Annotated in this window: 21 protein-coding genes; 16 read left to right on the top strand and 5 right to left on the bottom strand. The window is 67.4% G+C overall.

The features are described from left to right. Window positions 1–45: 45 nt before the first annotated feature. The 3 genes from HUA76_RS37665 to HUA76_RS37655 form a co-directional block, all read right to left on the bottom strand. The gene (locus HUA76_RS37665; RefSeq protein WP_174455641.1) at window positions 46–306 is read right to left on the bottom strand and encodes a DUF3892 domain-containing protein; all 261 of its coding nucleotides are present in this window, start codon (window positions 304–306) and stop codon (window positions 46–48) included. 90 nt (window positions 307–396) lie between these two features. Continuing rightward, window positions 397–1,080 (bottom strand): iron-containing redox enzyme family protein, encoded by a 684-nt coding sequence (locus HUA76_RS37660; RefSeq protein ID WP_371745690.1) that lies wholly within the window; start codon window positions 1,078–1,080, stop codon window positions 397–399. A 78-nt stretch (window positions 1,081–1,158) separates the two neighbouring features. After that, window positions 1,159–1,965 (bottom strand): GNAT family N-acyltransferase, encoded by an 807-nt coding sequence (locus HUA76_RS37655; protein WP_174455642.1) that lies wholly within the window; start codon window positions 1,963–1,965, stop codon window positions 1,159–1,161. 270 nt (window positions 1,966–2,235) lie between these two features. On the opposite strand from HUA76_RS37655, the gene HUA76_RS37650 reads away from it, so the two are divergent. From HUA76_RS37650 to HUA76_RS37615, 8 genes are all read left to right on the top strand, one after another. Next, window positions 2,236–2,820 (top strand): RNA polymerase sigma factor, encoded by a 585-nt coding sequence (locus HUA76_RS37650; protein ID WP_174463609.1) that lies wholly within the window; start codon window positions 2,236–2,238, stop codon window positions 2,818–2,820. Window position 2,821: 1 nt separating this feature from the next. Continuing rightward, window positions 2,822–3,196: a hypothetical protein gene (locus HUA76_RS37645; RefSeq protein WP_141647513.1), complete on the top strand. Its 375-nt coding sequence runs from the start codon at window positions 2,822–2,824 to the stop codon at window positions 3,194–3,196. Next, window positions 3,193–3,921 carry an ImmA/IrrE family metallo-endopeptidase gene (locus tag HUA76_RS37640; RefSeq protein ID WP_174463608.1) on the top strand — a complete coding sequence of 243 codons (729 nt, stop codon included), beginning with the start codon at window positions 3,193–3,195 and terminating at the stop codon, window positions 3,919–3,921. Before HUA76_RS37645 ends, HUA76_RS37640 begins: the two co-directional genes overlap by 4 nt. Window positions 3,922–3,923: 2 nt before the next feature. Then, window positions 3,924–5,105, top strand: a complete 1,182-nt coding sequence (locus HUA76_RS37635) for a hypothetical protein (RefSeq protein WP_141647515.1) — start codon at window positions 3,924–3,926, stop codon at window positions 5,103–5,105. A 12-nt stretch (window positions 5,106–5,117) separates the two neighbouring features. Further along, a complete protein-coding gene (locus HUA76_RS37630) occupies window positions 5,118–7,307 on the top strand; it encodes an ATP-binding protein (protein ID WP_174455643.1) in 2,190 nt (729 codons plus the stop codon). 105 nt (window positions 7,308–7,412) lie between these two features. Next, window positions 7,413–7,700, top strand: coding sequence for a hypothetical protein (locus HUA76_RS37625; RefSeq protein ID WP_174463607.1), 288 nt, complete (start codon window positions 7,413–7,415; stop codon window positions 7,698–7,700). A gap of 376 nt (window positions 7,701–8,076) precedes the next feature. Continuing rightward, the gene (locus HUA76_RS37620; protein ID WP_174463606.1) at window positions 8,077–10,995 is read left to right on the top strand and encodes a S8 family serine peptidase; all 2,919 of its coding nucleotides are present in this window, start codon (window positions 8,077–8,079) and stop codon (window positions 10,993–10,995) included. A 225-nt stretch (window positions 10,996–11,220) separates the two neighbouring features. Continuing rightward, a complete protein-coding gene (locus tag HUA76_RS37615; RefSeq protein ID WP_174463605.1) occupies window positions 11,221–12,375 on the top strand; it encodes an alkaline phosphatase PhoX in 1,155 nt (384 codons plus the stop codon). A gap of 59 nt (window positions 12,376–12,434) precedes the next feature. Here the strand turns inward: HUA76_RS37615 and HUA76_RS37610 are convergent, their stop codons facing one another. Continuing rightward, window positions 12,435–13,136: a hypothetical protein gene (locus HUA76_RS37610; RefSeq protein WP_174455646.1), complete on the bottom strand. Its 702-nt coding sequence runs from the start codon at window positions 13,134–13,136 to the stop codon at window positions 12,435–12,437. Between the two features lie 437 nt (window positions 13,137–13,573). On the opposite strand from HUA76_RS37610, the gene HUA76_RS37605 reads away from it, so the two are divergent. The 4 genes from HUA76_RS37605 (at window position 13,574) to HUA76_RS37590 (ending at window position 18,677) form a co-directional block, all read left to right on the top strand. Then, window positions 13,574–15,292, top strand: coding sequence for a radical SAM protein (locus tag HUA76_RS37605; RefSeq protein ID WP_174463604.1), 1,719 nt, complete (start codon window positions 13,574–13,576; stop codon window positions 15,290–15,292). An 80-nt stretch (window positions 15,293–15,372) separates the two neighbouring features. Then, window positions 15,373–16,263 (top strand): bifunctional methylenetetrahydrofolate dehydrogenase/methenyltetrahydrofolate cyclohydrolase FolD, encoded by an 891-nt coding sequence (gene folD / locus HUA76_RS37600; RefSeq protein WP_141644972.1) that lies wholly within the window; start codon window positions 15,373–15,375, stop codon window positions 16,261–16,263. A 177-nt stretch (window positions 16,264–16,440) separates the two neighbouring features. Continuing rightward, entirely contained in the window at window positions 16,441–16,956 is a 516-nt protein-coding gene (locus HUA76_RS37595) for a hypothetical protein (RefSeq protein WP_174455647.1), read from the top strand. 299 nt (window positions 16,957–17,255) lie between these two features. Continuing rightward, window positions 17,256–18,677, top strand: coding sequence for a VCBS repeat-containing protein (locus HUA76_RS37590; RefSeq protein ID WP_174455882.1), 1,422 nt, complete (start codon window positions 17,256–17,258; stop codon window positions 18,675–18,677). Between the two features lie 13 nt (window positions 18,678–18,690). On the opposite strand, the gene HUA76_RS37585 is transcribed toward HUA76_RS37590, so the two are convergent. Then, window positions 18,691–19,698 carry a zinc-binding alcohol dehydrogenase family protein gene (locus tag HUA76_RS37585; RefSeq protein WP_174463603.1) on the bottom strand — a complete coding sequence of 336 codons (1,008 nt, stop codon included), beginning with the start codon at window positions 19,696–19,698 and terminating at the stop codon, window positions 18,691–18,693. Between the two features lie 269 nt (window positions 19,699–19,967). Here HUA76_RS37585 and HUA76_RS37580 point away from each other — a divergent pair, with 269 nt between their 5' ends. The 4 genes from HUA76_RS37580 to HUA76_RS37565 all read left to right on the top strand — a co-directional run bounded on the left by HUA76_RS37580 (window position 19,968) and on the right by HUA76_RS37565 (window position 23,156). Beyond that, window positions 19,968–20,384, top strand: a complete 417-nt coding sequence (locus HUA76_RS37580) for a peptidase inhibitor family I36 protein (RefSeq protein WP_174455649.1) — start codon at window positions 19,968–19,970, stop codon at window positions 20,382–20,384. A gap of 422 nt (window positions 20,385–20,806) precedes the next feature. Next, entirely contained in the window at window positions 20,807–21,649 is an 843-nt protein-coding gene (locus HUA76_RS37575) for an enoyl-CoA hydratase-related protein (RefSeq protein WP_174463602.1), read from the top strand. Further along, on the top strand, window positions 21,646–22,332 hold the full coding sequence (locus HUA76_RS37570) for a TetR/AcrR family transcriptional regulator (RefSeq protein ID WP_174463601.1): 687 nt from the start codon (window positions 21,646–21,648) through the stop codon (window positions 22,330–22,332). Before HUA76_RS37575 ends, HUA76_RS37570 begins: the two co-directional genes overlap by 4 nt. Continuing rightward, complete coding sequence (locus tag HUA76_RS37565; RefSeq protein ID WP_174463600.1) at window positions 22,329–23,156, top strand: NAD(P)-dependent oxidoreductase; 828 nt, start codon at window positions 22,329–22,331, stop codon at window positions 23,154–23,156. Before HUA76_RS37570 ends, HUA76_RS37565 begins: the two co-directional genes overlap by 4 nt. The last annotated feature ends 19 nt before the right edge of the window (window positions 23,157–23,175 follow it).

Raw genomic sequence — 23,175 nt, 5'->3', positions numbered from 1 at the left:
GCCCTTCCTCCGGACCCGCCCGTGGCGCCCCGTGTCCCTGGCGGCTCAGAACTCCGGCAGGGACAGCAGATTGTCGAAACGACTGCCGTTCGGCACCGACCGCAGATAGGGCGGTCGCGCATTGACGACCTCTACCCGCGCCTCCACGGGCAGGGCCTGAACCCTCGCGTCCCCACCGTCATCAATCCATTCCACCATCTGCTGCCGCGTACTCGTCCCCGTCATGAGGCCCTCACGCCAGCGAACCAGCGCGATGTGCTCGAGTCGTCTGCCGCCCTCGAGGTGGATGTGAGTGATGTAACGCATGAAGCGCCCCCTGGTGTGGATGCCTTGTGTCGACTGGGAGAATGGCGCTGGCCAGGAGGGTCGTCTCTACCTCGCCAGGGGTATGGGAGTTCACCGCTCGCGGAAGAAACCTGGATACACGACGCGCGTCGTGCGAGCAGACAACAGCACGGCGGACTGTTCCTCCACATCCGTCAGCGTCCGGAGCACGGACGTCAGCTCCGCCACATGGTCTTCATCCAGACCTCCGTGGCCGCGCAGGAACGTCACCGCCTTGCCGATGTTCGCAATGGCATCCGCCTGAATCAGGTGCTCCGCGGCCCCGGTCGCGCGCGTCACGGAGAGGTATTCCAGGACATACGCCGTGCCCAGGAACGCGGTGGGAATGCCCGCCCGGGAGGTGAAGAAGTTCCAGCTGGTATAGGCCTCCACCGCCGGAGACGGGCCCGTGGACAGGACCCGCTCCTCCGAGCACCCCAGGTTCTTCAGGTCCGTCAGCAACCAGCGCTCGTGGCCGCGCTCCTCCTCGGCCTTCTGGAGCAGCAGGTCCGCCAGCCTCGGGTGCCGCCCCAGGTGCTTCAGGCGCGTCCCCGCGCCCTTCAGCAGCGGCAGGCTCCAGCGGACGTAGTGATACGTCTGCACCAGGTAGTGGACATAGCCCTCCCGGTCGAGCGTGCCGGCGAACAGGCGGCTTGCGTCAGGATGCGCATCCAGCGCCGCCACGAGCGCGCGGCCCTCCTGCTCCAGCAGGTCCACCCAATCCATCGACTTCGGGCTCTCCATCGTCGTCTGCACGGACGTCTCCTGTCCGGGGCGTGGGCTCCCGGCTGTTGCGCGTTGAAGGTGAAGGAAGAAAAGCGGGTCGCCCTGGGGCTAGCCGGCGCGACGCACGATGCCGTCGAGCGCGCGGAACCGCTCCAGGGTGCTGGCGGGAATCTCGTCGAGCGCGGCGAGGAGCGGCAGGGTGAAGCGGCGGAAGCTCGCGTCGTAGAGTGGCTCCGCGATGAACCGCGCGCCCATCTTCCTGGCGAACAACGAGGGCGCCCTCGGCATCCGCAGCCCGCCCAGGTTTCCCTGTCCCGCGCGCTCACGCTCCATGGGCGTATAGAAGGGGCTGCTGGGGAGGACCGGAGACTCCGAGGGCTCGGAGACCCTCACCCGCCAGCGAGGGCTCACCCAGCCCCGGTGCGCCGCCACCCGGGCGATGAGACTCGCGTCCTCCCTCGAATCCGTGTCCAGGTTCGCCGCGGCGATCCAGTGCGTCACGCCGCGTCCGCGGCTCTCCGCGTAGATGCCCGCCTGCAGGTGCGCCACCGCCTCGGAGTGCCTCCAACGCTCGAGCACACAGAAGCGCGCGGTCTCCGCGAACACCATCCCAGGTCCGCCCAGACCCGACAGGTCCAGCTTCTGCTCCAGTTCGATACCCAGCCGGCCCCCCGTGGCGAGCGCCACCTCCGGGCTCGTCATCAACATCCGCAACGTCGCCACCGGCTCGCGGTCCGCGTAGACCACCAGATGCACCGTGGTCTCCAGCGTGTCGAAACAGCTCACCTCCCGCCTCGACGGCGGCGCCTTTCCGGAAATCAACCTCAGTTCCCCCCCAAAGACAGCCCAGCGGACACGAAGCGCGTCATCGAGCTCTCGCTGGGTGGTGGCTACTCGGCAGTGCATGGACGTCATGGGCTCCCTCTCGAACTCGGGTCGGTCGCGGCGACTCACCGTCTCCTGTCCATTCATTCGTTGCCGGGATCCAAAGTGCGCGGGGCGTTCATTTTCTCCTCTCGCGCGCGGCGGCATACCACCTGGGAGGTACAGACTGACGGACTGATCTCCAGCAACCTTTCATGGAGATGCACAAACCCGCCTCCGTCGAACTCGCCAGGGTGGGAACGAACATACATGTCGCAGTCAACCCGAGAGCGGGCAGGAGTTTCCCGGTGAGGAGTGGGGATGAGTTTTCCATCACAAGCGGAGGAACAGGCACTTCATGAGCGCGTCCTTCAAAAGAATGAGTCACTGGCCTCCCAGGACGTCTTCAGGGTCTTCATGGCCCCCATCACCCGAGTGCTTTGCCGCAACCGGAGAAAAACCAAAGAGGAGGCGCACGACGCGGTCTGCGACGTCCTCATGGAGTATTTGGAGAATCCCGAACGGTACCTGGCCCACAAGAGCAAGCTGTCCTCGTATTTGACCCGGAACGCCGAAATGCAGGTCCGGGACATGTACCGCTCCCAGGAGGCCCGCCAGCGCCGAGAAAGGGAATTCGGGGAGGCAATCGAACTTCGCGCGACGGCTCCGAATAGAAGCCTGGAGATCATCGTGGAGGCACGACACCTCGTGGGACAACTCGAACAGGCCATTCAGGAGCAGGACCGGGCCGCCCTCGGGCTCATCCTCCAAGGTGAGCGCTCCACCGACGCCCTGGCCAAGGCCATGAACCTGCCGCAGCTGTCGGAGAAAGAGCTCCGCCGCGAGGTGAAACGGAACCGGGACCGCCTCATGAAGACCCTGGGACGGATCGGGAAGGAGGAGTGAGATGTCGAACCCTGATTGGCTCGAACGGGCCGCCCTGCGTGCCCAGCGCGCGTCCTGGACGCTTGCCTATACACTCGAGAGGTATCGCCAACTGGAGGATCGGACCGAGGCTGAACTCGCGCGGGATCTGGGCTGCACGCGGGAAGTGCTCTACTGGCTGTGTCTGTGCCGCAAACCCGAGGGCCCGGACTTCGATACCCAGGTCACCGCCATCACCGAACGTCATGAAGTGGATCTCCGGGCGCTCGTCGACGTGATTCGACACGTCGAAATCGTGGATGCCCTGTCCGAGCGGGTCGCGGACTCCAACGGAGAGGAACGTCCCATCCAGATGGCCGCGAGAGACCGCGTCCCGGGCGAGAAGACGAGTCCATGACGCCGCTCTGGCTCGAGGAGGCCGTGGAGGAGTGTGGCTTCACGGCCCCCTTGCGCTTCCCACGAAACCTGTCGACGGAGATTCCCTCGCGGCTCTCCGTCAAGGTGGTGGCCCTGCCCCACCTGACGCCGCAAGCCGTGCGGGACTGGCTCTTGCGCCGGGGTATCCGTCAGCCCGTCGAGGGTGACGCCAGTGATTTCCATGGCTGCATGGTGGCGAAAGCCGGACACGGATTCCTGTTCGTGGACAGGTCCGAGGAGAACGCCGAGCAACGCTTCACCGTCGCGCACGAGCTGTCGCACTTCATCCTGGACCAATGGCTTCCACGTCAGCGGGCCCTGCGGGTGTTTGGCGAGCAGATACTGCCGGTGCTCGACGGTCTGCGTAAGCCCACGCCGGACGAGGCCATGACGGCCCTCTTCGAGAAGCTCTCGCTGGGGCCTCCGGTGGACCTCATGGCTCGCGATGCCTCCGGACACTACGCCCGTCGAGCGGTGATGGACTCCGAGTGGCGCGCGGACCTGCTGGGCCTGGAGCTGCTGGCTCCGGCGAAGCTCGTGGTGCCACTGGTGATGGACCTCCCCGCCGAGGAGGCCACGGGCCTGCTGTTCTTCCGGTACGGGCTCCCCCGGGAGAAGGCGGACACCTACGTCCAGGAGTTGCACCGCCGCATGCGCACTCCGCGATTTTCAATCGAGCAGTTCCTGGGAGTGGAGGGAGGGTAGACATGTCGAGCAGGATTCCGCCGGAAGAGATGGGTGAGTTGTTTGGGGATGACGACTATCGGGAGGCATTCGGGGAGGACATGGCCTCCACGCTGGACCTCGACCGATGGTCCACGGGGCTCGACCTGGACAAGGTCATGGAGCGCTTCCGGAGCGAGATTGCCGGCGCCCTGCACAAGGAAGGGCGGCTGCGCACCCTCGTCCGCAACGAGATTCTCCCCCGACTGTCTACCCGCAGCGGCATGCTTCCCGAGGCGGGAGTCTACAAAGTCACGCCAGAAGAGCTGACACTCATCCACGAGCGGCTGCTCTTCCAAGGCAAGGTTGACGCCGTGGCCGGCAGCCATGCGAGCCATGACAGCCTGCCCATCGGCATCTCCCAGATTGGGGTCGGCATCGTCGGCTACCAGGGGAACTCCGGCGCCTTTTCAAAGCGGCTGTTCCGCAAGGAGATGGCCGCGCGGAACGCGAATCCCGCCCAGGAGGCGATGGATTACATCAACATGCGCCAGAACCGCTTCCAGGGGCACAAAGACACCCTGTCCCGGATGGCGCGGCGGGGCATCCGGACCTATGCGGAGCGGGCCGCGCTCTTGAGCAAGTCCTCGGCGGAGTGGCGGATGGGCATCGGGAATCCCTGCGCGCACGAGCTGCTCTCCGGCTCTGGGTACATGACCCTGCTGGAGCGCTCGCTGTCCGTGCTCCAGCGGGTCATCCATGAACACAAGAAGTTCGTCTTCGTCTCCGGCTCACTCCAGGACCGGGGCTTCCTGACGATGGGCTTCGCGCTCGACGCGGGCGAGTACGCGCTCCTCGAGACGCTCCAGAGCGATGGCGAGCACATCGTCAGGGGCTGGGAGTACGGAGGACGCAGCAAGCGCATGGCCTGGGACTTCGTGCGCGACTCGAGTTCGTGCGTCGTGAAGGGGCTGTTCCGAATTTCAGACCACTCCCCTCCCCGCCTGTTCTACGCGCACCGTGAGCACGTGCACGAGGCCGCCTGGGTGGCCATGGCCGACAGCGTGCTGCGTCCCGAGCGGGGCTTCCCCCTGCTGCTCGACGTCGCGGAGATGTCCTGCCGCAGTGCCTTTGGCGACGACGGCTTCCTGGGGCTGGTCCATGACGCCTACGCCCAGGCGGGAGCCAACCTCCAGTTCTTCAGTGAGCGCGGGATGCGCCGGTAGGGGGAGACAACCATGTCCAATGATGGCAAGGGACCAAGGCCACCAGGTCCGGGGCTGTTCGAGAACATTCCGAGTCGTCCACCGCACGGACTGAACGGACACACGGCGCCACTCCCGTCGCTCGGAGGACCTCGGGGTGAGTCGCCACATCAGACTCCGCTGCCCTCGGGCGGTGAGGACAGAAGACTTGTGCCTCCAGGTCAACCGTCACGCGCGGCCCCCACGACGGTGCGCAGGCCCGCTTCGCCCCCGGAGACGCCACCGGCGTCCGCGCGGGAGGGGCGCGGCGACGTCGTCCGTTCGACGCCACCCGAGGCCCGTGCCGCGCTCGAGGAGCTGAGGAACGACACGACGGCGTCGCAGCTCGACCCCGAACTGGAGCTGGCCGCGGGCTTCACCCACTTCGACACCGCGTCCAGCGAGGACAACCTCGTGACCATCCTGCTGGCCCGCGACGACCTCCACCTGCTCGCCTCGCAGACGCTGGTACGGGTGAAGTCGCGCGAGGACAAGCGCACCTATCTGGGTGTCGTCGTCCGAGGCCCCTTCACGGAACCCAACGCCGTTCCCGCCAACTCGACGATGGCCATCGGCGTGGTGACGCACGGAAAGAAGCTCACCTACACGTTCGACTATCACGGCCGCGCGGAGGTGGAGCTGTTGGGTGAGGAAGTGGAGGGAGTCCTGAAGCCTCCCCGCTTCCGGCCACGTCCCCAGAGCCCCGTGTTCGTGCTGGATGACAAGGAGAGCGAGCGCGTTCTCGGTGTGGGCGGAGACCTGTGCCTGGGCGTCGTCGTGGGCTACGAGCGCATGGAGGCCCGCCTCAATGCGCGCGACAAGTCCGTGCTGCCGCGGCACACCGGCATCATCGGGACGACGGGCGGCGGCAAGTCCACCACCGTGGCCACGCTCATCCACCGCGCCCAGGCAGAGGGCATCGCCACCGTCGTCTTCGACGTGGAGGGCGAATACACGCATGTGGATGAGCCCACGGACCACGCCGCCATGCTGGAGGCCCTCAAGCGAAGGGGCCTGCGACCTCAGGGCGTCAGGGACCTGCACCTCCACCATCTGACGGGCCGATCCAGCCGCAACCCGCGCCACAAGAACCTGCACCGCTTCGCCCTGAACTTCTCCAGCCTGTCGCCCTATGCCCTGGCCGAAATCCTGGACATGTCGGACGCGCAGCAGGAGCGCTTCCTCAAGGCCTATGACGTCACCAAGCTGCTCCTGGAGGACTTCAAGATCTTCCCGCTGAGCGACCAGGAGAAACAACAGGCGCTGGACGTGGACGAGCTGTCGACCGGCTACCCCCGGATGACCATCCAGCACGTGCTGGACGTCGTGAGCGCCTACATCTACAGCCTCAGTGACGAGGGCCGCGCAGAGGCAAAGCCCCGTGCTCGTGCCTCGTCACGACGCAAGGAGCCGCTACTGGAGGCGCTCGAGGGACTGGACCCGGCGCCCGAAGAGGACTCGCCTCCGCCAAGCCACGCGCTCTCGCTCCACAGCGAGTTCAAGAGCAACCCGGGGATGGTCATGCGCCGGGTGATGGCCCAGAGCAGCAGGGCCGAAATCAGTTGGAAGGCCCTGGCCAGCAAGCTCCACCGCCTGCGACGGCTCAACATCTTCGACGTGGGCACCGCGCCGGGCGTGGCCTACAACTCGATGCTCGCGCCGGGACGCGTGTCGGTCATCGACCTGTCGGACACGGACTCGCCCCAGCTCAACAACCTGGTCATCGCGGACATCCTGCGAGGACTCCAGGAGGCGCAGGAGGCACGCTACGAGAAGGCGAACAATCAGGACCAGGCCGTCACCCCGGTGCTCATCATCATCGAGGAGGCGCACGAGTTCCTGTCGGCCAGCCGCATCAGCCAGATGCCCGTCCTCTTCGAGCAGGTCGCCCGCATCGCCAAGCGCGGACGCAAGCGTTGGCTCGGGCTCGTCTTCGTCACGCAGCTGCCTCAACACCTCCCCAATGAGGTGCTGGGCCTGCTCAACAACTTCATCATCCACAAGATGACCGACAGCTCCGTCATCTCCCGCATGCAACGCACAGTGGGAAGCATCGACGAGAGCCTCTGGAATCGGGTGACCCGGCTCGCCCCAGGGCAGGCGCTGGTCTCCTTCAGCAATTTCGCCCGTCCGCTGATGGTGGCAGTCGACCCCGCCCCCGTGAAGCGCCTGCTCGTCGACTGAGCAGCGCGAGGGAAACGCAGTCGACGAAGTTCAATCATCATCAACCAGGTCGCAGCCAGCGACCGTAACAGCCCTCGGACACCGGATCCCCGAGAGGCAACAGAGATGATTCACCTTCGAAACATTCCACTGGCGGACGACCGTGAGGCCAGTTGGGGGCGCGCCTCCAGGCTCCTCGCGAGCCTGGGGCCCGCCGTAGCCGCGCCCCGCTCCGAGCGCGGCGGCCTCCAGTCCACGTCTCTGGCCGACAGTCCTTTCCCCATCGCCGCGACGCCGAAACCGTTCCGCTCGCTCGTCACCGACGAAGCGTCGATGGCCACCGGCCCCCCGCAGATGATGGTCGACCAACTCGTGAGCCAAGCCGACAACACCGGCCTCACCTCCAATCGTTGACCATCACCTGCGCCCCGCCGCTCTCGTGCGGCTCCTGAGTGCCCGGGCTCGCCTTCGAGAACAACATCGTTCCCCAGGCCGAGGAGCCATCAGCACTTTCTTCTACCCGTTGCCACACCACCTCCACCGCTGTCCTCCCCAGGAAACATCTGTGCCCTCATCCCGACTCTTGCGCTGCCTTCAAGCCTGTCTATTCCTCGCCCTCGGGGCCCATTGCGGCGAACCGCCCGCGCCCCCGACAGAGGACTCCCCTCCGCCCGCGTCCCTTTCGAAGCTGGAAGAGGAGCCCACCACCCGCCCCCGCTTCGTCCCGGGCCGCGTCCTCGTGAAGTTCCGGCCAGCCCCGCAGGGCAAGGCCTCTTCCGTCAGCGCGCCCATGACGCTCCATGGCCTGACGTTCCAGCAGGCGGACGTCCTTTCCGGGGGCACGGAGCTCTGGACGCTCGCGTCCAACGAAGCGCTGACGAACAAGTCCGTGGCCGAGCAGGAGTCCCTCACCACGGCCGCCGTGGAGGAGCTCCGCCTGCGCTCCGACGTGGAATACGCGCACGTGGACCCCTACATGGACTACCTGTCCGAGCCCGTCGACCCGTACTACGGCCTGCAATGGCACTACCCCGCCATCCACCTGCCAGAGGCCTGGCAGACCGTCACCGGCAACGTGAAGATCGCCGTCCTGGACTCCGGGCGGCTCGCGCACCCGGACCTCGATGATCGCTGGGGGCAAGGCCACGACTTCGGCTACGAGCAGCCGAATGTCTCCGACCCGGACCCGACCTCCGACGGCCGATGGCACCACGGCCTGGCGGTGGCCGGAATCCTGGGCGCGAAGTGGGACAACTACGGCGTCGCGGGAGTCTGCAGGGATTGCCCTCTCATGCCCGTGAAGATCTCCTCGACCGCCGACCGCCCCATCATGAGCAACGTGACCAAGGCCATCAACTGGGCCGTCCTGAACGGGGCCAAGGTCATCAACATGAGCTTCGGAACCCTGGAGCCCACTGAAGAGCGCTGCGTCGACTTTCCGTTGTTGCAGCAAGCCGTCACCAATGCCATCCAGGCCGGCGTGGTGGTGGTCGCCGCGGCGGGCAATGACAATCGCGACCCCAGCGTGGTGATACCCGCGTCCTGTCAGGGGGTCATCACCGTGGCCGCGACCATGCCGAACGGGCACCTGGCCCCCTACAGCAACAGGGGTCCCCGAGTGACCATCACCGCGCCCGGCGGAGGCCCGGATGTCTACGGCAATGGGCTGCTCTGCGACGACCCCACTCCGATGGGGCCCTATAATGGGCTGGGTGGAAGCGTGACGGCCTGGGCCGTGTCCAAGCCCGGCCCCACGGTGTTCGGGGCGGACTTCTGCCACCGCTACATCTCCGGCACGTCCTTCGCCGCGCCCCACGTCGCGGGGGTCGCCGCGCTCATCATGACCCAGCGCCCCCACTGGACCGTCGCCCAGGTGACCCAGCGGCTCCTCCAGTCCGTGAATGCCGTCCCCGGATGCCCGGCGAACACGTGCGGCGCCGGCATGCTGGATGCCTCCAAGGCGGTCATCACGCCCCTCCTGATTCCCTCCCCCACGTGTGAGTCGATTCCCGGCACGGCGACGAACACGAGCACCTTCTCCTGCACCGTCCCCTGGCCCTTTGGAGGAGTCACGCCCTACACCCAGTCCTGGTCCAGCATCGCCAACCTCACCATCGAGAACTCCACCTCCATCTCGGTGGCGGGCACGTGCACGCCGGGCACTGACGCGACGGTGAGATTCACCGTCAGCGACAGTGAGGCAACCACCCTCTCACGAGATGTCAGCTTCCGCTGCGCCACGCCCGCCCTGGACGCGAGGATTGTGTTCCAGCGGGTCGACTCCACCATGCAGGCTGACCGCATCTACAACATCACCGTGATGATACAGAACACGGGGACCGAGCCCTGGACCGCCGCGACAGGATTCCGGCTCCAGGCTGTCGAGCCCGTCCAGAACACGTCGTTCTGGGGACTGGACCGCGTCCAGTTGGAGCCCGGTGAGGTCATCAGGCGCTTCGAGACCAAGACCTTCCTGTTCGCCATCAGGACGCCGTACGAGTTGGGCACCTATCCCTTCCAGTGGCGGATGATGAAGGAGGGACATGGCCTGTTCGGTGCGCCCTCGTTCTTGACTCAAATCAACGTCACGGTGCCGTTCCGGGACTCGGCCTTCGTCCGTCAGTCCGTGCCCACCTCGGTGGTGGCGGGGAGCACCTTCCACGCCACCTTCACGATGAAGAACACGGGCAGCGACACCTGGACCATGGCCACGTTCTATCGGCTGGGCTCCCAGCCGGCGACGAGCAGCGTGTGGGGACACCAGCGCATCTACCTCAACCCGACGGACTCGGCGGCTCGCGGTCAGGAGCTGACCTTCTCCACGATGCTCACCGCGCCCACCACGCCCGGTCCCTACACGATGTACTGGCGGATGGTTCAGGATGGGTTCGACACCCCGGTCTACTTCGGCGCATTCACCGAACCCATCACCATCAACGTCACGCTGCCGCCGCGGGACGCGGTCGTCGTCAGCCAGTCCGGCCCCACCACCGTGATGGCGGGCACTTCCTTCGTCTACGACGTCACGTTGCGCAACACGGGCACCCTGCCCTGGCGCGCCGACACCGGCTTCTCCCTCCGCAACCTGTTCCCCGAATGGAGCAACTCCAACGGAGCCCTGGCCCCCGGCGAAGAGGTGGCGCCCGGCGCGGAGAAGACGTTCCACGTCACCGTCAACGCGCCCACGCAGGTCCGCTCCTACGCGCTGCGGTGGCAGATGTGGCAGACCCAGGCCGGAGGCTTCGGGCAGGCCTCGCCGCTGACCTTCATCCAGGTCATTCCTCGCACCGACGCGACGTTCGTCGGGCAGACGGTCCCCGCTCGCGTGGAGCCTGGGCAGAGCTTCCCCGTCACCGTCACGATGAAGAACTCGGGCGACACGACCTGGGGTGACAGCGCCATCGTCCACCTGGCCCCGCTCCCCAATCTCCAGGGCAACAACTGGGGGCACGTGTCCGTCACCCTGGAGCCGGGGGACCGCGTCAAACCCGGCGAGGAGCGGACCTTCAGCTTCACGGCCACCGCGCCCACCACGACCCAGGGCCCTCATGCCTTCCAGTGGCGGATGCGCATGCAGACCGCACCGGGGACCTTCAGTCACATGGGTGAGTCCTCGGCCCTGGTGAACATCCTCGTGGCGGACCGCTGCTACTGCCCGCCCGGTGATGTCTGCCAGGACGTCAACTGCACGCCGCCGGTGGAGATGTAGCCCCGAGCGCGCAAGCGAAGCCCGAAGAACCCCGCCGCGCGCGCCCTTTCACACAGGGACGCGCGCGGCGCGGCGCGAGAGACACTCCGCTCACGGGAGTTCTCCCGAGCCACGCGGTCGGAGTCGGGCGTCGTGAGGTGGACAGGACCACGCCCTCGGGGCGCGATGGGCGCCGTGCCTCGCACGCACCAGTCTCCTGGGCCTGTCCACGAATGGAGCAGGCCCATGCAGCGCAGGAACTTCCTTCGACTCACCGCGGTGAGCAGCGGACTGCTCGTCCTCGGGCCCGGCTTCTGGCGTGCGGCCTATGCGGCCCCCTCGCGGCCCGGCCCCGGTCCCTATGGCGCCCTCTCCGGGACACCGGATGCACAGGGCCTGCGACTTCCCGCGGGCTTCACCTCTCGCATCGTCGCGCGCACGAACGAGGTCGTCCCCGGCACGGACTACACCTGGCATGGCAGCCCCGATGGTGGCACCTGCTTTCCCACCGGTGACGGAGGCTGGGTCTACACCTCCAACAGCGAATTGCCCCTGCTCGGCGGTGCCTCCGCGCTGCGCTTCGACGGTGGCGGGGGCGTGGTGGGCGCGTACCGCATCCTCGGTGGGACGATCGCCAACTGCGCGGGAGGGCCAACGCCTTGGAGCACGTGGCTGTCCTGTGAGGAATGGGATGGCGGACACGTGTGGGAATGCGACCCGCTGAATCCCTCGCAGGGCCAGCGTCGCGCCGCGCTGGGCACCTTCGCGCATGAGGCCGTGGCGGTGGACCCCGTGGGACGCCGGCTGTACCTGACGGAGGACCGCCCCCATGGGCGCTTCTACCGCTTCACGCCGTCCCAGTGGCCGTCGCTCGCGGCGGGCACGCTCGAGGCCGCGCGATTGTCCGGCAACGCGCTGGAAGGCACGGCGTCCTTCAGCTGGACGAAGGTCTCCGCGTCGAGCCCCGCGTGGCTCCAGACCGCGCGGTTCTGGACCACCGCGTTCGATGGCGGCGAGGGCTGCTGGTACGACAGCGGCACCGTCTACTTCACCACCAAGGGCGACAACCGCGTCTGGGCCCACACGCCCTCCACCGGACAGGTGGAGATCCTCTACGACGACAACCTCTTCCCGGACTCACCCCTGCACGGCGTGGACAACGTCACCGTGTCTCGCTCGGGGGACCTCTACGTGGCCGAGGACGGGGATGACCTCCAGCTCTGCCTCATCACCCCTCAGCCGGAGCGCGTGGTCTCGCCCTTTCTCCAGCTCGAAGGCCATGGAGGCTCGGAGCTCACCGGTCCCGCGTTCAGTCCGGATGGGCACCGGCTGTACTTCAGCTCGCAGCGCGGCACGAACGGCCAGGGCGTCACCTTCGAGGTGCGTGGGCCCTTCCGCTGAAGACACACCCGCGCGGCGCGGTCATTCCTCGCCGCGCGGGGCCGTCACGACGGGGTTCGTCAGGGCGAGTAGTAGAACGCCGAGCCCCAGAAGAAGCCCGACTTCCCACTGGGAGGCGTGCCGAGGTAGCAGTTGGCGCCGTCGAACCAGCCCGCCTCACACACGTTGTTCGGGCCGCGCGTCATGTAATAGTTGTTGGCGTGCATGAAGGGCGAGCCGTCACCCGCCGGCATCGAAGCCACGTAGCAGTTGGCGCCATCGAAGGTCGCGTCGACAGTGGTCCCGTTCCAGACAACGTCGCCCGGGCACGCGTCCCCGGCCACGAACACCACGAAGCTGGACGAGCAGACCGTCTGGCCCGCGGTGTTGGCGACATTCATGGTGACGGTCGACCAGCGGCCCGGGAGCGCCCCGGGGGCCATGATGAAGCTCATATACATCGTCGTCGAGGAGCCGATGAAGCCCTTCGTGCCATTGCTCCAGCTCACGCCAGGCACCGCGCTGAACGCCATGTTGATGAGTCCCGCGCTCCCCGAGAAGGACGCGGTGATGATGTACGTCCCGTAGGCCAGCCCCGAGACATTGATGGTGTCGGAGTACGCCGCGCCAGGGGTGACGGTGGTGTTGGTCGGCCAGCTCGTACACTGGGCGTCCGCGCGACCGGGGGTAGCTACGACGAGCGCCATGGCCACGGCGGCCCCGAACAGCCAACCGCGAGACACACCACTGCGCGAGAGCAACGCTGAGGATGCAACGGACATACGGCCTCCTGGTGAAGTGAGACCCGCACTCTGCTGTGATTGAGCCGCCAAAGACAAGCCTGAATACAAATCATTCACGATGAGCCATCCAGGCCCTGTGACATGCCATGCTACAAGTCTGGCGTCGGCGTCGGGAATGAACAACAAAGACACTGTCTCTGTAGCACCCGACGCTACAACCAAGACATGTCCGTCAGACGGCGTGCGTCCCAGGCTCGCGAGAAGGTGTCGACGACACGGAGCTGACACACGCAAGCCCCGGCCGCCGCGAGAGACCGTCCTCGAGACTTCCCGGGAGGAGGTAGGGCCGGGCCTTCACGTACGGGCGGCCCCCGCGACGCTCGGACGCCCGCTCGGCGGGTGCCCACCATTCCCGAGCCGGCGGCGGCCTGGATCGTCTACTCTGCCCCTTCCTCGGAAAGGTCGGTGCTTGTCGCATGGGTGGTGGTCGTGAGCTCTCGCCAGTTCTCCTCGTGGGCGCCGGAACCGGCGAAGCCACGTGCGGCATCCTCTACCTGGCAAGCTACCTGCGACGCGGCGGCATCGAGGCCTTCGTGCGGCTGTACGACGGCGATGAGACGGACGCGGAGGTGGTGGCCTCGTTCGAGCGCCTCGTCGCCCGGGTCCGCCCACGACTGGTGGGCATCAGCCTCAAGTGGTTCCACCACGTGGACCGCGCGCTGCTCATCGCCCGGACGCTCCGGAAGATCGACCCCGGGATTCGCATCGTCGTGGGCGGCAACTCCGCGTCGTACTGGTGGAGGGAGCTGCACGCGTTCGACTTCATCGACCATGTCGTCCTGGGCGATGGCGAGGTGCCGCTGCTGGCCATCTGCCAGGGCGACCCCTCCCCGCCCAACTGCGTGACGCGCTCCCCCTCGGGAACGTCTCGCAGGCTGCCCCTGTCGTACATCCAGGGGGCCACCAACACCGAGGACATCTACTACTCGCACTTCAACGAGCTCTTCCTGAGCCAGCTGGACCGCAACTCGTTCTCCGGTTGGGTCGCGCCGGGCAAGGGCTGCGGAGAGAACTGCCTCTACTGCGGCGGGGCCCGAGGCAACCAGAAGGCGGCCTTCGGGCGCGCGAAGCCGTTCCTGCGCTCCGAGCAGAGCGTGCGTCGGGACCACCAGGAGATCGCCCCCCAGACGTGGCAGATGCGCTACGACTTCGCGGGCAGCACCGCGGAGTTCCTGGGGAGCACCTGGGCGGGCGTGGACCTCTCCAAGCACTGCTGCACGTACTTCCTGTGGGGCGTGCCTCGCCTGGAGCTCGTCGCCGAGCTGGCCCGGACCTTCAAGCGCGTCTACATGGTCATCGACATCGGCTGCTTCTCCGAACAACAGCGCCTGGAGCAGATGGGCAAGGGCCTGCTCAAGCCGTGCGCGAAGGACCGGGAGCTGCTCGACGTCATCGACGCCTGTCACCGCCATCCGAACCTGGACATGGAGATCTCCGGCATCGGAGGCCTGCCCTTCACCAGCAAGGCCGCGCTGGCGGAGGAGCTGCGACTGGTGGAGCGCGTCATCAGCCTCGACTGCGTGGTGGGCTATCAACGGCTCGAGGCGCAGCCCGGCGCCCTGGTCACCGAACATCCCGCGCGCTTCGACATGGTGACCGAAGCGAAGACGTTCACGGAGTTCCTCGACTACTTCGAGCAGCGCGAGCCCGGCGACGTGTCGGTGCCGATGATTCGCTTCCGGGACGCGGAGCTGGAGGCCGCCGTGCAGCGCAACTCCGACCAGGTGGACGCGCTCGCCTGGAAGCACCGCGACACGCGGCGCAGCGTCGCCGTCAATGGACGGACGCGGCTGCTGAACACCTCGCCTTCGACTCAGCGATTCACGCTGGGGGACTGGCTGGGACACCACCGTGCTCCCGCCAAGGTGGCCCAGGAGCCCGTGACGGTCCTCCGCTCGGTCGACGGCATCACCCTGACGTGCGCGCCGACGGTGAGCCCTCGCAAGTTCTCCGACCCGACACTCGTCCAGGGACAGGACGGGGCCATCCTGCTCGCCGCCCTGGCCGCCTTCGAGCAGCCCGCGACGGTCTCCAGCGCCGTGACACAACTGGGGACGAAGGCGCGGCTGGACCCGCACTCCGCGCGCGAAGTGATTGACCACCTGGTGGACGGCCGCTTCCTCCAGCCGGCGTAGCCGCGACGGGTCAACATCCGAGCCGCCCACGCCCCAGAAAGGGCGCGTCGACGCCAGGAATCTGGCGTATGGAGCCACCCATGGCGCGGAACATCGATGGAACCGAGATCAGCCGGGTGATGCGGGCCGAGATGGCCCAGCAAGTCGCGGAGCTCCAAGCCGCGGGAGTCACCCCTGGCCTCTCCGTGGTGCTGGTGGGCAACAACCCCGCGAGCCAGGCCTATGTCGCGAGCAAGACGCGCGCCTGTGAGACGCTCGGGATGAAGGGCCAGACGCTGAACCTGCCCGAGGACGTGTCCAAGGAAGAGCTGTTCGCGGTCATCGACCGGCTGAACTCGGACGCGACGGTCCACGGCATCCTCGTCCAGCTCCCCCTCCCCGCGCACCTCCCCTACAAGGCCGTCCTGGAGCACATCCACCCGGACAAGGACGTGGATGGCTTCCATCCCCAGAACGCCGGACTGGCGTTCGTGGGCGACCCGCGCGCCTTCATCCCCTGCACCCCCGCGGGCATCCTGGAGATGCTGCGTCGCGAGAACATCCCGACCCGGGGCAAGCACGTGGTCATCGTGGGACGCAGCCTCATCGTCAGCAAGCCGCTGGCCTCGCTCCTGATGGCCCCCGGCCCGGACGCCACCGTCACCATCACCCACCGGCACACCCCCGACCTCGCCGCGTTCACCCGGCAGGCCGACATCCTCATCGTCGCGGTGGGCAAGCAGAACCTCATCACCGCGGACATGGTGAAGCCCGGCGTGGTGGTCATCGACGTGGGGCAGAACCGCGTCCCCGATGCCAGCTCGGCGCGAGGCTTCAAGATGGTCGGCGACGTGGACTTCGACGCCGTCAGCCAGGTCGCCGAGGCCATCACCCCCGTGCCGGGGGGCGTCGGCCCGATGACCATCACCATGCTGCTCGCGAACACCCTCCAGGCCGCGCGGGCCCGCGTGACGCGAAGCCAGCCGTCGTAGGGCGGGAGTCCGCGACCGGGAGCCAGCAGGAGACACGGGGGCGCGCCACGTCCTCGGAGGCCACGGAAGAAACCCGGTCTCCGGGTGAATATCCGCCCGCGCATTTCGTCGGGAAGCGCACAAAAGCTCGCTCCCTGGCACGCCGGGCCGGCCTGTGCCTCCTCGTGAAACTCCCCCATGAAGAACCCTGTCCTCGCCGCTGTCGGGCTGTGCCTCTGGCTTGTCACTCCTGGCACCGTCCTCGCCGCACCCCGCGCCTTCGACTTCTCCTCCCGTGGACGCTCCACCCGAGTGACGGAGTCCCGGCCCTTCTTCGGGCAGCGCCTCATGGCGGAGGGCAACCGCCTGCGCGCCCTCTCCGTCGATGGACACACGTCGAGCAGCGATGTGATTCCCACCCATGTCTGGCTGGTGCCCTTGATTCTCACCGGCGCGGGGCTCGCCGCCGGCATCGCTGTCTGCGCCGCGCACGACGCGGGCGGCGAGGGCTGTGGGACCAGCTTGCTGACGGGCATCATGTTGGGACTGTCGCTCGGAGCGGGCTATCTCAGACTCGTCACCGGGTCCGACTGGGACTGGGAGGACGACGAAGCCGCCGCCACCCGCACCCGGCTCAGCCTCCCCCTGAAGCTCACGCCTTCGCTGGGTGTCATCAATGACCGGGCGGTGCTCGGACTCGGGGGACACTTCTGACCTCGGGAATCCGTCACATTTCTGTTTCGGCGTTGTTCTTGTATCGCCTGATGCCACAGTGGCCACGCCACCGTAGCCCAAGACGACACAGCCTCCACGACTCCGGGCCTTGACGCCATTCACTGGCATGACCGGTGCTTGTTCGGCGCCTCGCTACAATCCCTCGCGAGGCCCACATGATCAGCGCTCCGTCTCCCGTCGTGACGCGTCATCCTCCAATTCCCCCACCGCGCCGTGTCGAATCGCGCGGCCAAGGGCTTCGACTCACCGTCATCGCCCTGGTCGCCACACTCATCCTGATGCCGCCGGCGGAGTCCTTCGCGGCGACCGTGACCTTCTGCACGCCCGCCATCGTCCCTCCCGGTGGCAACTTCGTGAGCTACAACGGCATCTACTCGGGCGCCCTGCCGGCGGGCAGATACCGCATGAGCGCCTCCCAGTCGGGGACCTTCGCCATCAACAACCTTCTGGTCACCTGGAATGGCCTCTCCATCGGAACCCTTCAAGACATCGCGGGCAGCTCGAGGGTGTATTTCAGCGGCAATCTCCCTCCGAATGCGCCTCGCGGCCAGACGGCGACGGTGACGCTCCGCATCCACGACGCGAGCGGCCAGGAGGTGGATACCAGCACGACGACGGTGACCGTCGAAGGGCAGAACGACGGTTGGCGGAAGGTCTGGACCGCCACGAACCAGTCGGGACCCGCGGGCTACGCGAAGCACTACATCGGCGACTTCAACGGCGACGGCGCAGAGGACCTCCTGGGCGTCTCCACGACGTGGATGACGCTGTTCCACTTCCGCAACAACGATTGGGAATGGGGCTGGACCAACCAGGGTAACCCGGCGGTGGGCAATGGCATCTTCGCCGTCAAGGACAACCTCATCGTGGGCGACTTCGACGGGGACGGAAAGGACGAGGTGCTGGGCATCGGCGCGGGCGTGACGCTGTTCAACTTCGACAACGGCAACTGGAGCCCGAGTTGGAGCAACAATGGCAGCACCACGGACCCCATCTACCAGTCCTCACGCAACGGCAACTACCTCGTCGCCGGCAACTTCGACCTCTCGGGGAACAGCGGGAGCTCGCTGGCCAACAAGGATGAGCTCGTCAGCGTGGCCGTGACTGGACTGGTCAGCATCTTCCGACTCAACTCGAACGGCCTCGGCTGGGATTGGGTCTGGATGTCGGGCTCCAACCCCACGGCCTCCGCCCTCTATCCCTATCGGGCGAACCTGCGAAACGGCGGCGACACCAACGGAGATGGTCAGGACGAGCTGCTCGGGCTGTCGAGCTGGGCGACGCTCTTCAACTACCGGAACAGCACCTTCGAGTGGATGTGGAGCACGGCCAACGCGACCCACATCGGCGGCGCGGCCTATCCCCAGGGCCCGAATGACGTGTGGCTGGCGGGCAACATCGACCACGTCGACGCCAAGGACGAGTGGTTCTTCATCCAGAACGGCCCCACGGCGGACTGGGCCGTCACCGAGGACTTCGAGGCCGGCCAGCCCACCTGGAACTGGTCGAACCACAACTTCTCGCCCTCCTCGGCCTCCATCGGAGACTGGCCCCTCACCAGCGTGGGAGGGAGCCTGGCCCGATATCAGCTCATCCGCACCGTCGCGGGCCAGCCCAAGCTCCTCATCGCACGCCGGACGGTCTGCCAGAACACGGACATGGGCCTGTACGCCATGTCCAATGTCTTCGCTGACTACTGACGGAGAGGCCTCCTCAGAAGCCGTCCAGCACCAACTTGCCCTTGGATTTGTGTGACTCCAGGAGCTGGTGGGCGCGACGCAGGTTCGCGGCATCGATGCGACCGAAGTGCTCGCCCACCGTGGTCCGCAGCGTGCCCGCGTCCACCAGCTTCGACACCCGCTCCAACATGTCGTGCTGCGCCTGCATGTCCGGGGTGCCGAACATCGAGCGGGTGAACATCAGCTCCCAGTGGAGCGACGCGCTCTTGCGCTTCAGCTCGCGCACGTCGATGGGTCCCGGGTCGTCGATGACGCCGAGCCGGCCCTGGGGCGCCAGCGCCTCCACCAACTGCGCGTAGTGCCGGTCCGTCTGGTTCAGGCTGGCGATGAACTCCACCTGCGGCACGCCGATTCGCTTCAGCTCCTTCGCCAGCGGCTGATGGTGGTCGATGACGTGGTGCGCCCCCAGCTCGCGAACCCAGTCCTGCGTCTCCGGCCTCGAGGCCGTGCCAACCACCGTCAGCCCCGTGAGGCGCCGCGCAAGCTGCACCAGGATGGAGCCCACTCCACCCGCCGCGCCCACCACGAGCAAGGCACCTGTGCCCTTGCCTTCTGGAACCTGGAGCCGGTCGAAGAGCAGCTCCCACGCGGTGACGGCCGTCAGCGGCAGCGCCGCCGCATCAGCGAAGCCCAGCGACGCCGGCATGTGGCCCACGATGCGCTCGTCCACCACGTGAAGCTCACTGTCCGTTCCTGGCCGGGTGATGGTGCCCGCGTACCAGACGCGCTCCCCAGGCTTGAACAGCTTCACCCCGGCCCCCACCGCGCGAACCACGCCCGCGGCATCCCAGCCCAACACCTTCACCTCTCCCGGAGGCGGAGACGCGCTCGCGCGCACCTTCACGTCCACGGGGTTGACGGAGATGGCGCGAACCTCGACCAGCAGGTCTCTCTCACCGGGGACAGGGTCTGGCAGCTCCACGTCGAGCAGCGCTTGGGGGTCCGACGCGGGAAGAGGCTGGCGATAACCGACGGCTCGCATGGAGGCTCCTGAAGGCTTGTCGAACAATTCAACGCCATTGAACGTCCGGTGTCTCGGTCAACCCGCAGCCGAACTTCACGAGGGCAGCCCTTTGCGTCCAATCAAAGACACTCATTCCAGGCACACGGGACTTCTCCCGACATGTGAACGCAAACAGTCCGCCAGCGGATGGACCGCCTCTGGGGAATCCGTCTCCAGGGCACCTCTCCCGTCGCAATGCCACCATCCCCACGCCACATGCGCCCGGGACGGGCAGAGGAGACAATCCCATGCAATCGCACACGTTCGGCCGGAATCCCCGTCGTTTCATCCGCTCAGGGCTGCTGGGCCTGGGCTCCTTCCTGGTGCTCGGGCTCGCGACGGCGACAGTGCTGCTGACCCCCTCCGAGGCCTCGGCCGAGGACACCGCCGCGTGTCCCTGGTCGGGTGTCCTCTGCCTGTTCGACGGGCCTGACTTCACCGGCGCCGTCTGGAATGTCATGGCCTGGCCGCCGGGTGGGGCGGGGACGTGCGTGGGCCTGCCCGAGCACGGCTGGGAGGACCGGGCCGTCTCCGCCATCAACACGAACGACGAGGCCGCGGCGCTGTTCCCCCACGAGAACTGCGAGGGTTATCCCCAGATGATTGAACCGGGCGCGCAGGTCAGCCCGCTCGACTTCGCGCCCAAGAGCGTCTGGGTCTACTGAGTCACCCGGCGCGCCGCGAGCCACGCCCTCGGCTCGCGGCGCACCCGCACTGCGTGGGCTCCAGCGTTCCAGTGCCAGTCCTCCCGCGCCAGGTCTCGAAATCGAGCCGGCCGGCCCACACCACACGCCAGGATGCGAGGGGCGCGCACGGAGACTTCCGTCACGTCGCGCCCCCGTCCGAACCTCCGAATAGACAGACACCCCGCGAGGCGCCGTCCTTCGCCGCGAGTCACCGCGGAGGTGCATTGGCCCCAGCCCGGCTCTAGGCTCGGTCCCACGTGACTCCTCTTCGCACCCGAAGGACAGCCTCCCGGATGACGCAACACGTCGAAAGGCATGCAGGACTTCGCAGGCCTCTTGTTGTTGACACTCCGCCAACAAGTTCCCATCATCACCGTCACAGGAGCAATGAGGCCCCAGCCATGAGCTACCAACACATCCGGTTCTCGGTCGCGGATCGGATCGCCACCCTCGAGCTGAACCGACCCGAAGCGCGCAATGGCTTCACGGTGACCATGGCGGACGAGCTGGCGGACGCGCTGTCCCAGGCGAACGCCAATGAGGCCGTGCGCGTCGTCGTCCTCACGGGGGCCGGCAAGGACTTCTGTGTGGGGGCGGACCTGAGCGGGCTGTCGTTCGAGGTCGCCAACAGCGCCCCTCCGGAGAACGGCTGGGTGGAGCCGGCGACGCGCGTGACGCGCCAGTTGTTCGCGCTGCGAAAGCCGGTCATCGCCGCCGTGCGGGGCGCCGCGGTGGGCGTGGGCTCCACCATGTTGCTGCCGGCGGACTTCCGCCTCGCCTCCAAGGACAGCCGCTTCGGCTTCGTGTTCAGCCGGCGGGGCATCTATCCGGAGGCGGGCTCCAGCTGGTTCCTGCCCCGGCTGGTGGGCATGGGCCGCGCGCTCGACTGGATGGTGAGCGGCCGGCTCATCCCCGCCGAGGAGGCGCTGAGCGCGGGGCTGGTGCGCTCGCTCCATGAGCCCGACGCGGTGCTGGACGCCGCGTACACGCTGGCGCGCGAGCTGGTGGAGACCACCGCGCCCGTGTCCGTGGCCGTCATCCGTCAATCCCTCTACCGGATGAGCGCCCTGCCCTCCCCCGAGCAGGCCTTCGCGCTGGACAGCCAGCTCATCGCGACGCTGGGCCAGAGCCCGGATGCCATGGAGGGCGTCATGGCCTTCCTCCAGAAGCGGCCGCCGTCCTTCGCCCGCACCGTGGAGGAGGACCTGCCCACGTTCCTTCCGTGGCGGGAGCGTGAGTCATGAGTCCCGCGCCCGCGCCTCGCTGGAAGCGACTGGAACCGGACGCGCGCAGGGAGCAGATCCTCGAGTGCGCGATGCGCCTGTTCGGCGAGCGGCCCTACGCGGACGTCTCCACCACGGACATCGCCAAGGAAGCCGGCGTCGCCCGGGGGCTGCTCAACCACTACTTCGGGCAGAAGCGGGACCTCTACCTGAAGGTCGTGAAGAGGATGCTGCTCATGCCCGGCCTCGAAGAGAAAGTCAGCCCGACGGGAACCCTGCGCCAACGCGTGGAGCGCAGCGTCGAGTGGTACCTGGACACGGTGGCGACGCACGGAAAGACGTACGTCGCCGTCACCGGCGCCGGCAGCATCGCGGACCCGGAGGTCGAACGCATCATCTCCGCGGCGGACGACGTGGCCGCGGCGAAGACGCTCGAGTTCCTCGGCATGAAGGTGGAGGTCGGCAGCGACGTCCGGCATCGCGCGATGATGCGCTCCTACGCAGGCATGGTGAAGGCCACCATCCGCGAGTGGATTCGCGGTGGCACCCTCTCCCGCGAGGAGGCGCACCTGCTCCTGAGCGAGTCGCTCATCACCATCGTCCGCGACGTCCTCCCCGAACTCACCTCACCCCCAGGTCGCGCCGAGCGGGGTGACGCTCCCGCCGTCAAGCCGGGAGCCCCGCGCGAAAAGGACGAAGGATGACCCAGAAACCACTCGCGGGACGCACGCTGCTGATGTCCGGAGGAAGCCGTGGAATCGGGCTGGCCATCGGCATCGCCGCGGGCCGGCTGGGCGCCAATGTCGTGCTCCTGGCGAAGACCGACACGCCGGACCCCCGGCTGCCGGGCACCGTGCACACGGCCGCGGACGAAATCCGCGCCGCGGGTGGCCATGCGCTCGCCGTGGTGGGCGACGTGCGCGAAGAGGCCGACGTGCAGCGCGCCGTGGACGAAGCCGTGGCGCGCTTCGGTGGCATCGACTTCTGCGTGAACAACGCGAGCGCGCTCGCGCCGCTGAAGACAGACGAACTGCCGCTCAAGCGCTTCGACCTGATGCAACAGATTCAGGTCCGGGGCACGTTCCTCCTGACGCGCACCGCGCTGCCGCACCTGCACCGCTCCCCTCACCCGCACATCCTCTCGCTGTCGCCCCCCGTCAACCTGGCGCCGCACTGGCTGGGCAAGCACCCGGCGTACACCATGGCCAAGTACGGCATGACGCTGCTCACGCTCGGGTGGGCGGCGGAGTTCGCCGAGGCCGGCATCGCCGCCAACGCGCTCTGGCCCCGGACGCTCATCGCCACCGCCGCCGTGAAGAACCTGCTCGGGGGCGACTCGTCCATGCAGCGGGCCCGCGCGCCGGAAATCATGGCGGACGCGGCCGTGGCCATCCTCCAGCGCCGGCCCCGTGACTGCACCGGGCACACGTTCATCGATGAGGACGTCCTGCGCGCCGAAGGCATCACCGACTTCAGCCGCTACGGCGGCGGCCCCGACGTGATGTTGGACCTGTACGTCGACCCTTGAAGTGGAAGTCCGCTGAGAG

This window comes from Myxococcus sp. CA056, assembly GCF_013336715.1.
Lineage (GTDB): Bacteria > Myxococcota > Myxococcia > Myxococcales > Myxococcaceae > Myxococcus > Myxococcus llanfairpwllgwyngyllgogerychwyrndrobwllllantysiliogogogochensis.
This window is presented reverse-complemented; position numbering and strand designations above follow the sequence as displayed.

Bases quoted from the DNA above. Each gene is read 5' to 3' on its own strand.
- HUA76_RS37665 (WP_174455641.1), bottom strand. From the start codon at position 306: ATGCGTTACATCACTCACATCCACCTCGAGGGCGGCAGACGACTCGAG.
- HUA76_RS37655 (WP_174455642.1), bottom strand. From the start codon at position 1,965: ATGACGTCCATGCACTGCCGAGTAGCCACCACCCAGCGAGAGCTCGAT.
- HUA76_RS37650 (WP_174463609.1), top strand. From the start codon at position 2,236: ATGAGTTTTCCATCACAAGCGGAGGAACAGGCACTTCATGAGCGCGTC.
- HUA76_RS37645 (WP_141647513.1), top strand. From the start codon at position 2,822: ATGTCGAACCCTGATTGGCTCGAACGGGCCGCCCTGCGTGCCCAGCGC.
- HUA76_RS37640 (WP_174463608.1), top strand. From the start codon at position 3,193: ATGACGCCGCTCTGGCTCGAGGAGGCCGTGGAGGAGTGTGGCTTCACG.
- HUA76_RS37635 (WP_141647515.1), top strand. From the start codon at position 3,924: ATGTCGAGCAGGATTCCGCCGGAAGAGATGGGTGAGTTGTTTGGGGAT.
- HUA76_RS37630 (WP_174455643.1), top strand. From the start codon at position 5,118: ATGTCCAATGATGGCAAGGGACCAAGGCCACCAGGTCCGGGGCTGTTC.
- HUA76_RS37625 (WP_174463607.1), top strand. From the start codon at position 7,413: ATGATTCACCTTCGAAACATTCCACTGGCGGACGACCGTGAGGCCAGT.
- HUA76_RS37620 (WP_174463606.1), top strand. From the start codon at position 8,077: ATGACGCTCCATGGCCTGACGTTCCAGCAGGCGGACGTCCTTTCCGGG.
- HUA76_RS37615 (WP_174463605.1), top strand. From the start codon at position 11,221: ATGCAGCGCAGGAACTTCCTTCGACTCACCGCGGTGAGCAGCGGACTG.
- HUA76_RS37610 (WP_174455646.1), bottom strand. From the start codon at position 13,136: ATGTCCGTTGCATCCTCAGCGTTGCTCTCGCGCAGTGGTGTGTCTCGC.
- HUA76_RS37605 (WP_174463604.1), top strand. From the start codon at position 13,574: ATGGGTGGTGGTCGTGAGCTCTCGCCAGTTCTCCTCGTGGGCGCCGGA.
- folD (WP_141644972.1), top strand. From the start codon at position 15,373: ATGGCGCGGAACATCGATGGAACCGAGATCAGCCGGGTGATGCGGGCC.
- HUA76_RS37595 (WP_174455647.1), top strand. From the start codon at position 16,441: ATGAAGAACCCTGTCCTCGCCGCTGTCGGGCTGTGCCTCTGGCTTGTC.
- HUA76_RS37590 (WP_174455882.1), top strand. From the start codon at position 17,256: ATGCCGCCGGCGGAGTCCTTCGCGGCGACCGTGACCTTCTGCACGCCC.
- HUA76_RS37585 (WP_174463603.1), bottom strand. From the start codon at position 19,698: ATGCGAGCCGTCGGTTATCGCCAGCCTCTTCCCGCGTCGGACCCCCAA.
- HUA76_RS37580 (WP_174455649.1), top strand. From the start codon at position 19,968: ATGCAATCGCACACGTTCGGCCGGAATCCCCGTCGTTTCATCCGCTCA.
- HUA76_RS37575 (WP_174463602.1), top strand. From the start codon at position 20,807: ATGAGCTACCAACACATCCGGTTCTCGGTCGCGGATCGGATCGCCACC.
- HUA76_RS37570 (WP_174463601.1), top strand. From the start codon at position 21,646: ATGAGTCCCGCGCCCGCGCCTCGCTGGAAGCGACTGGAACCGGACGCG.
- HUA76_RS37565 (WP_174463600.1), top strand. From the start codon at position 22,329: ATGACCCAGAAACCACTCGCGGGACGCACGCTGCTGATGTCCGGAGGA.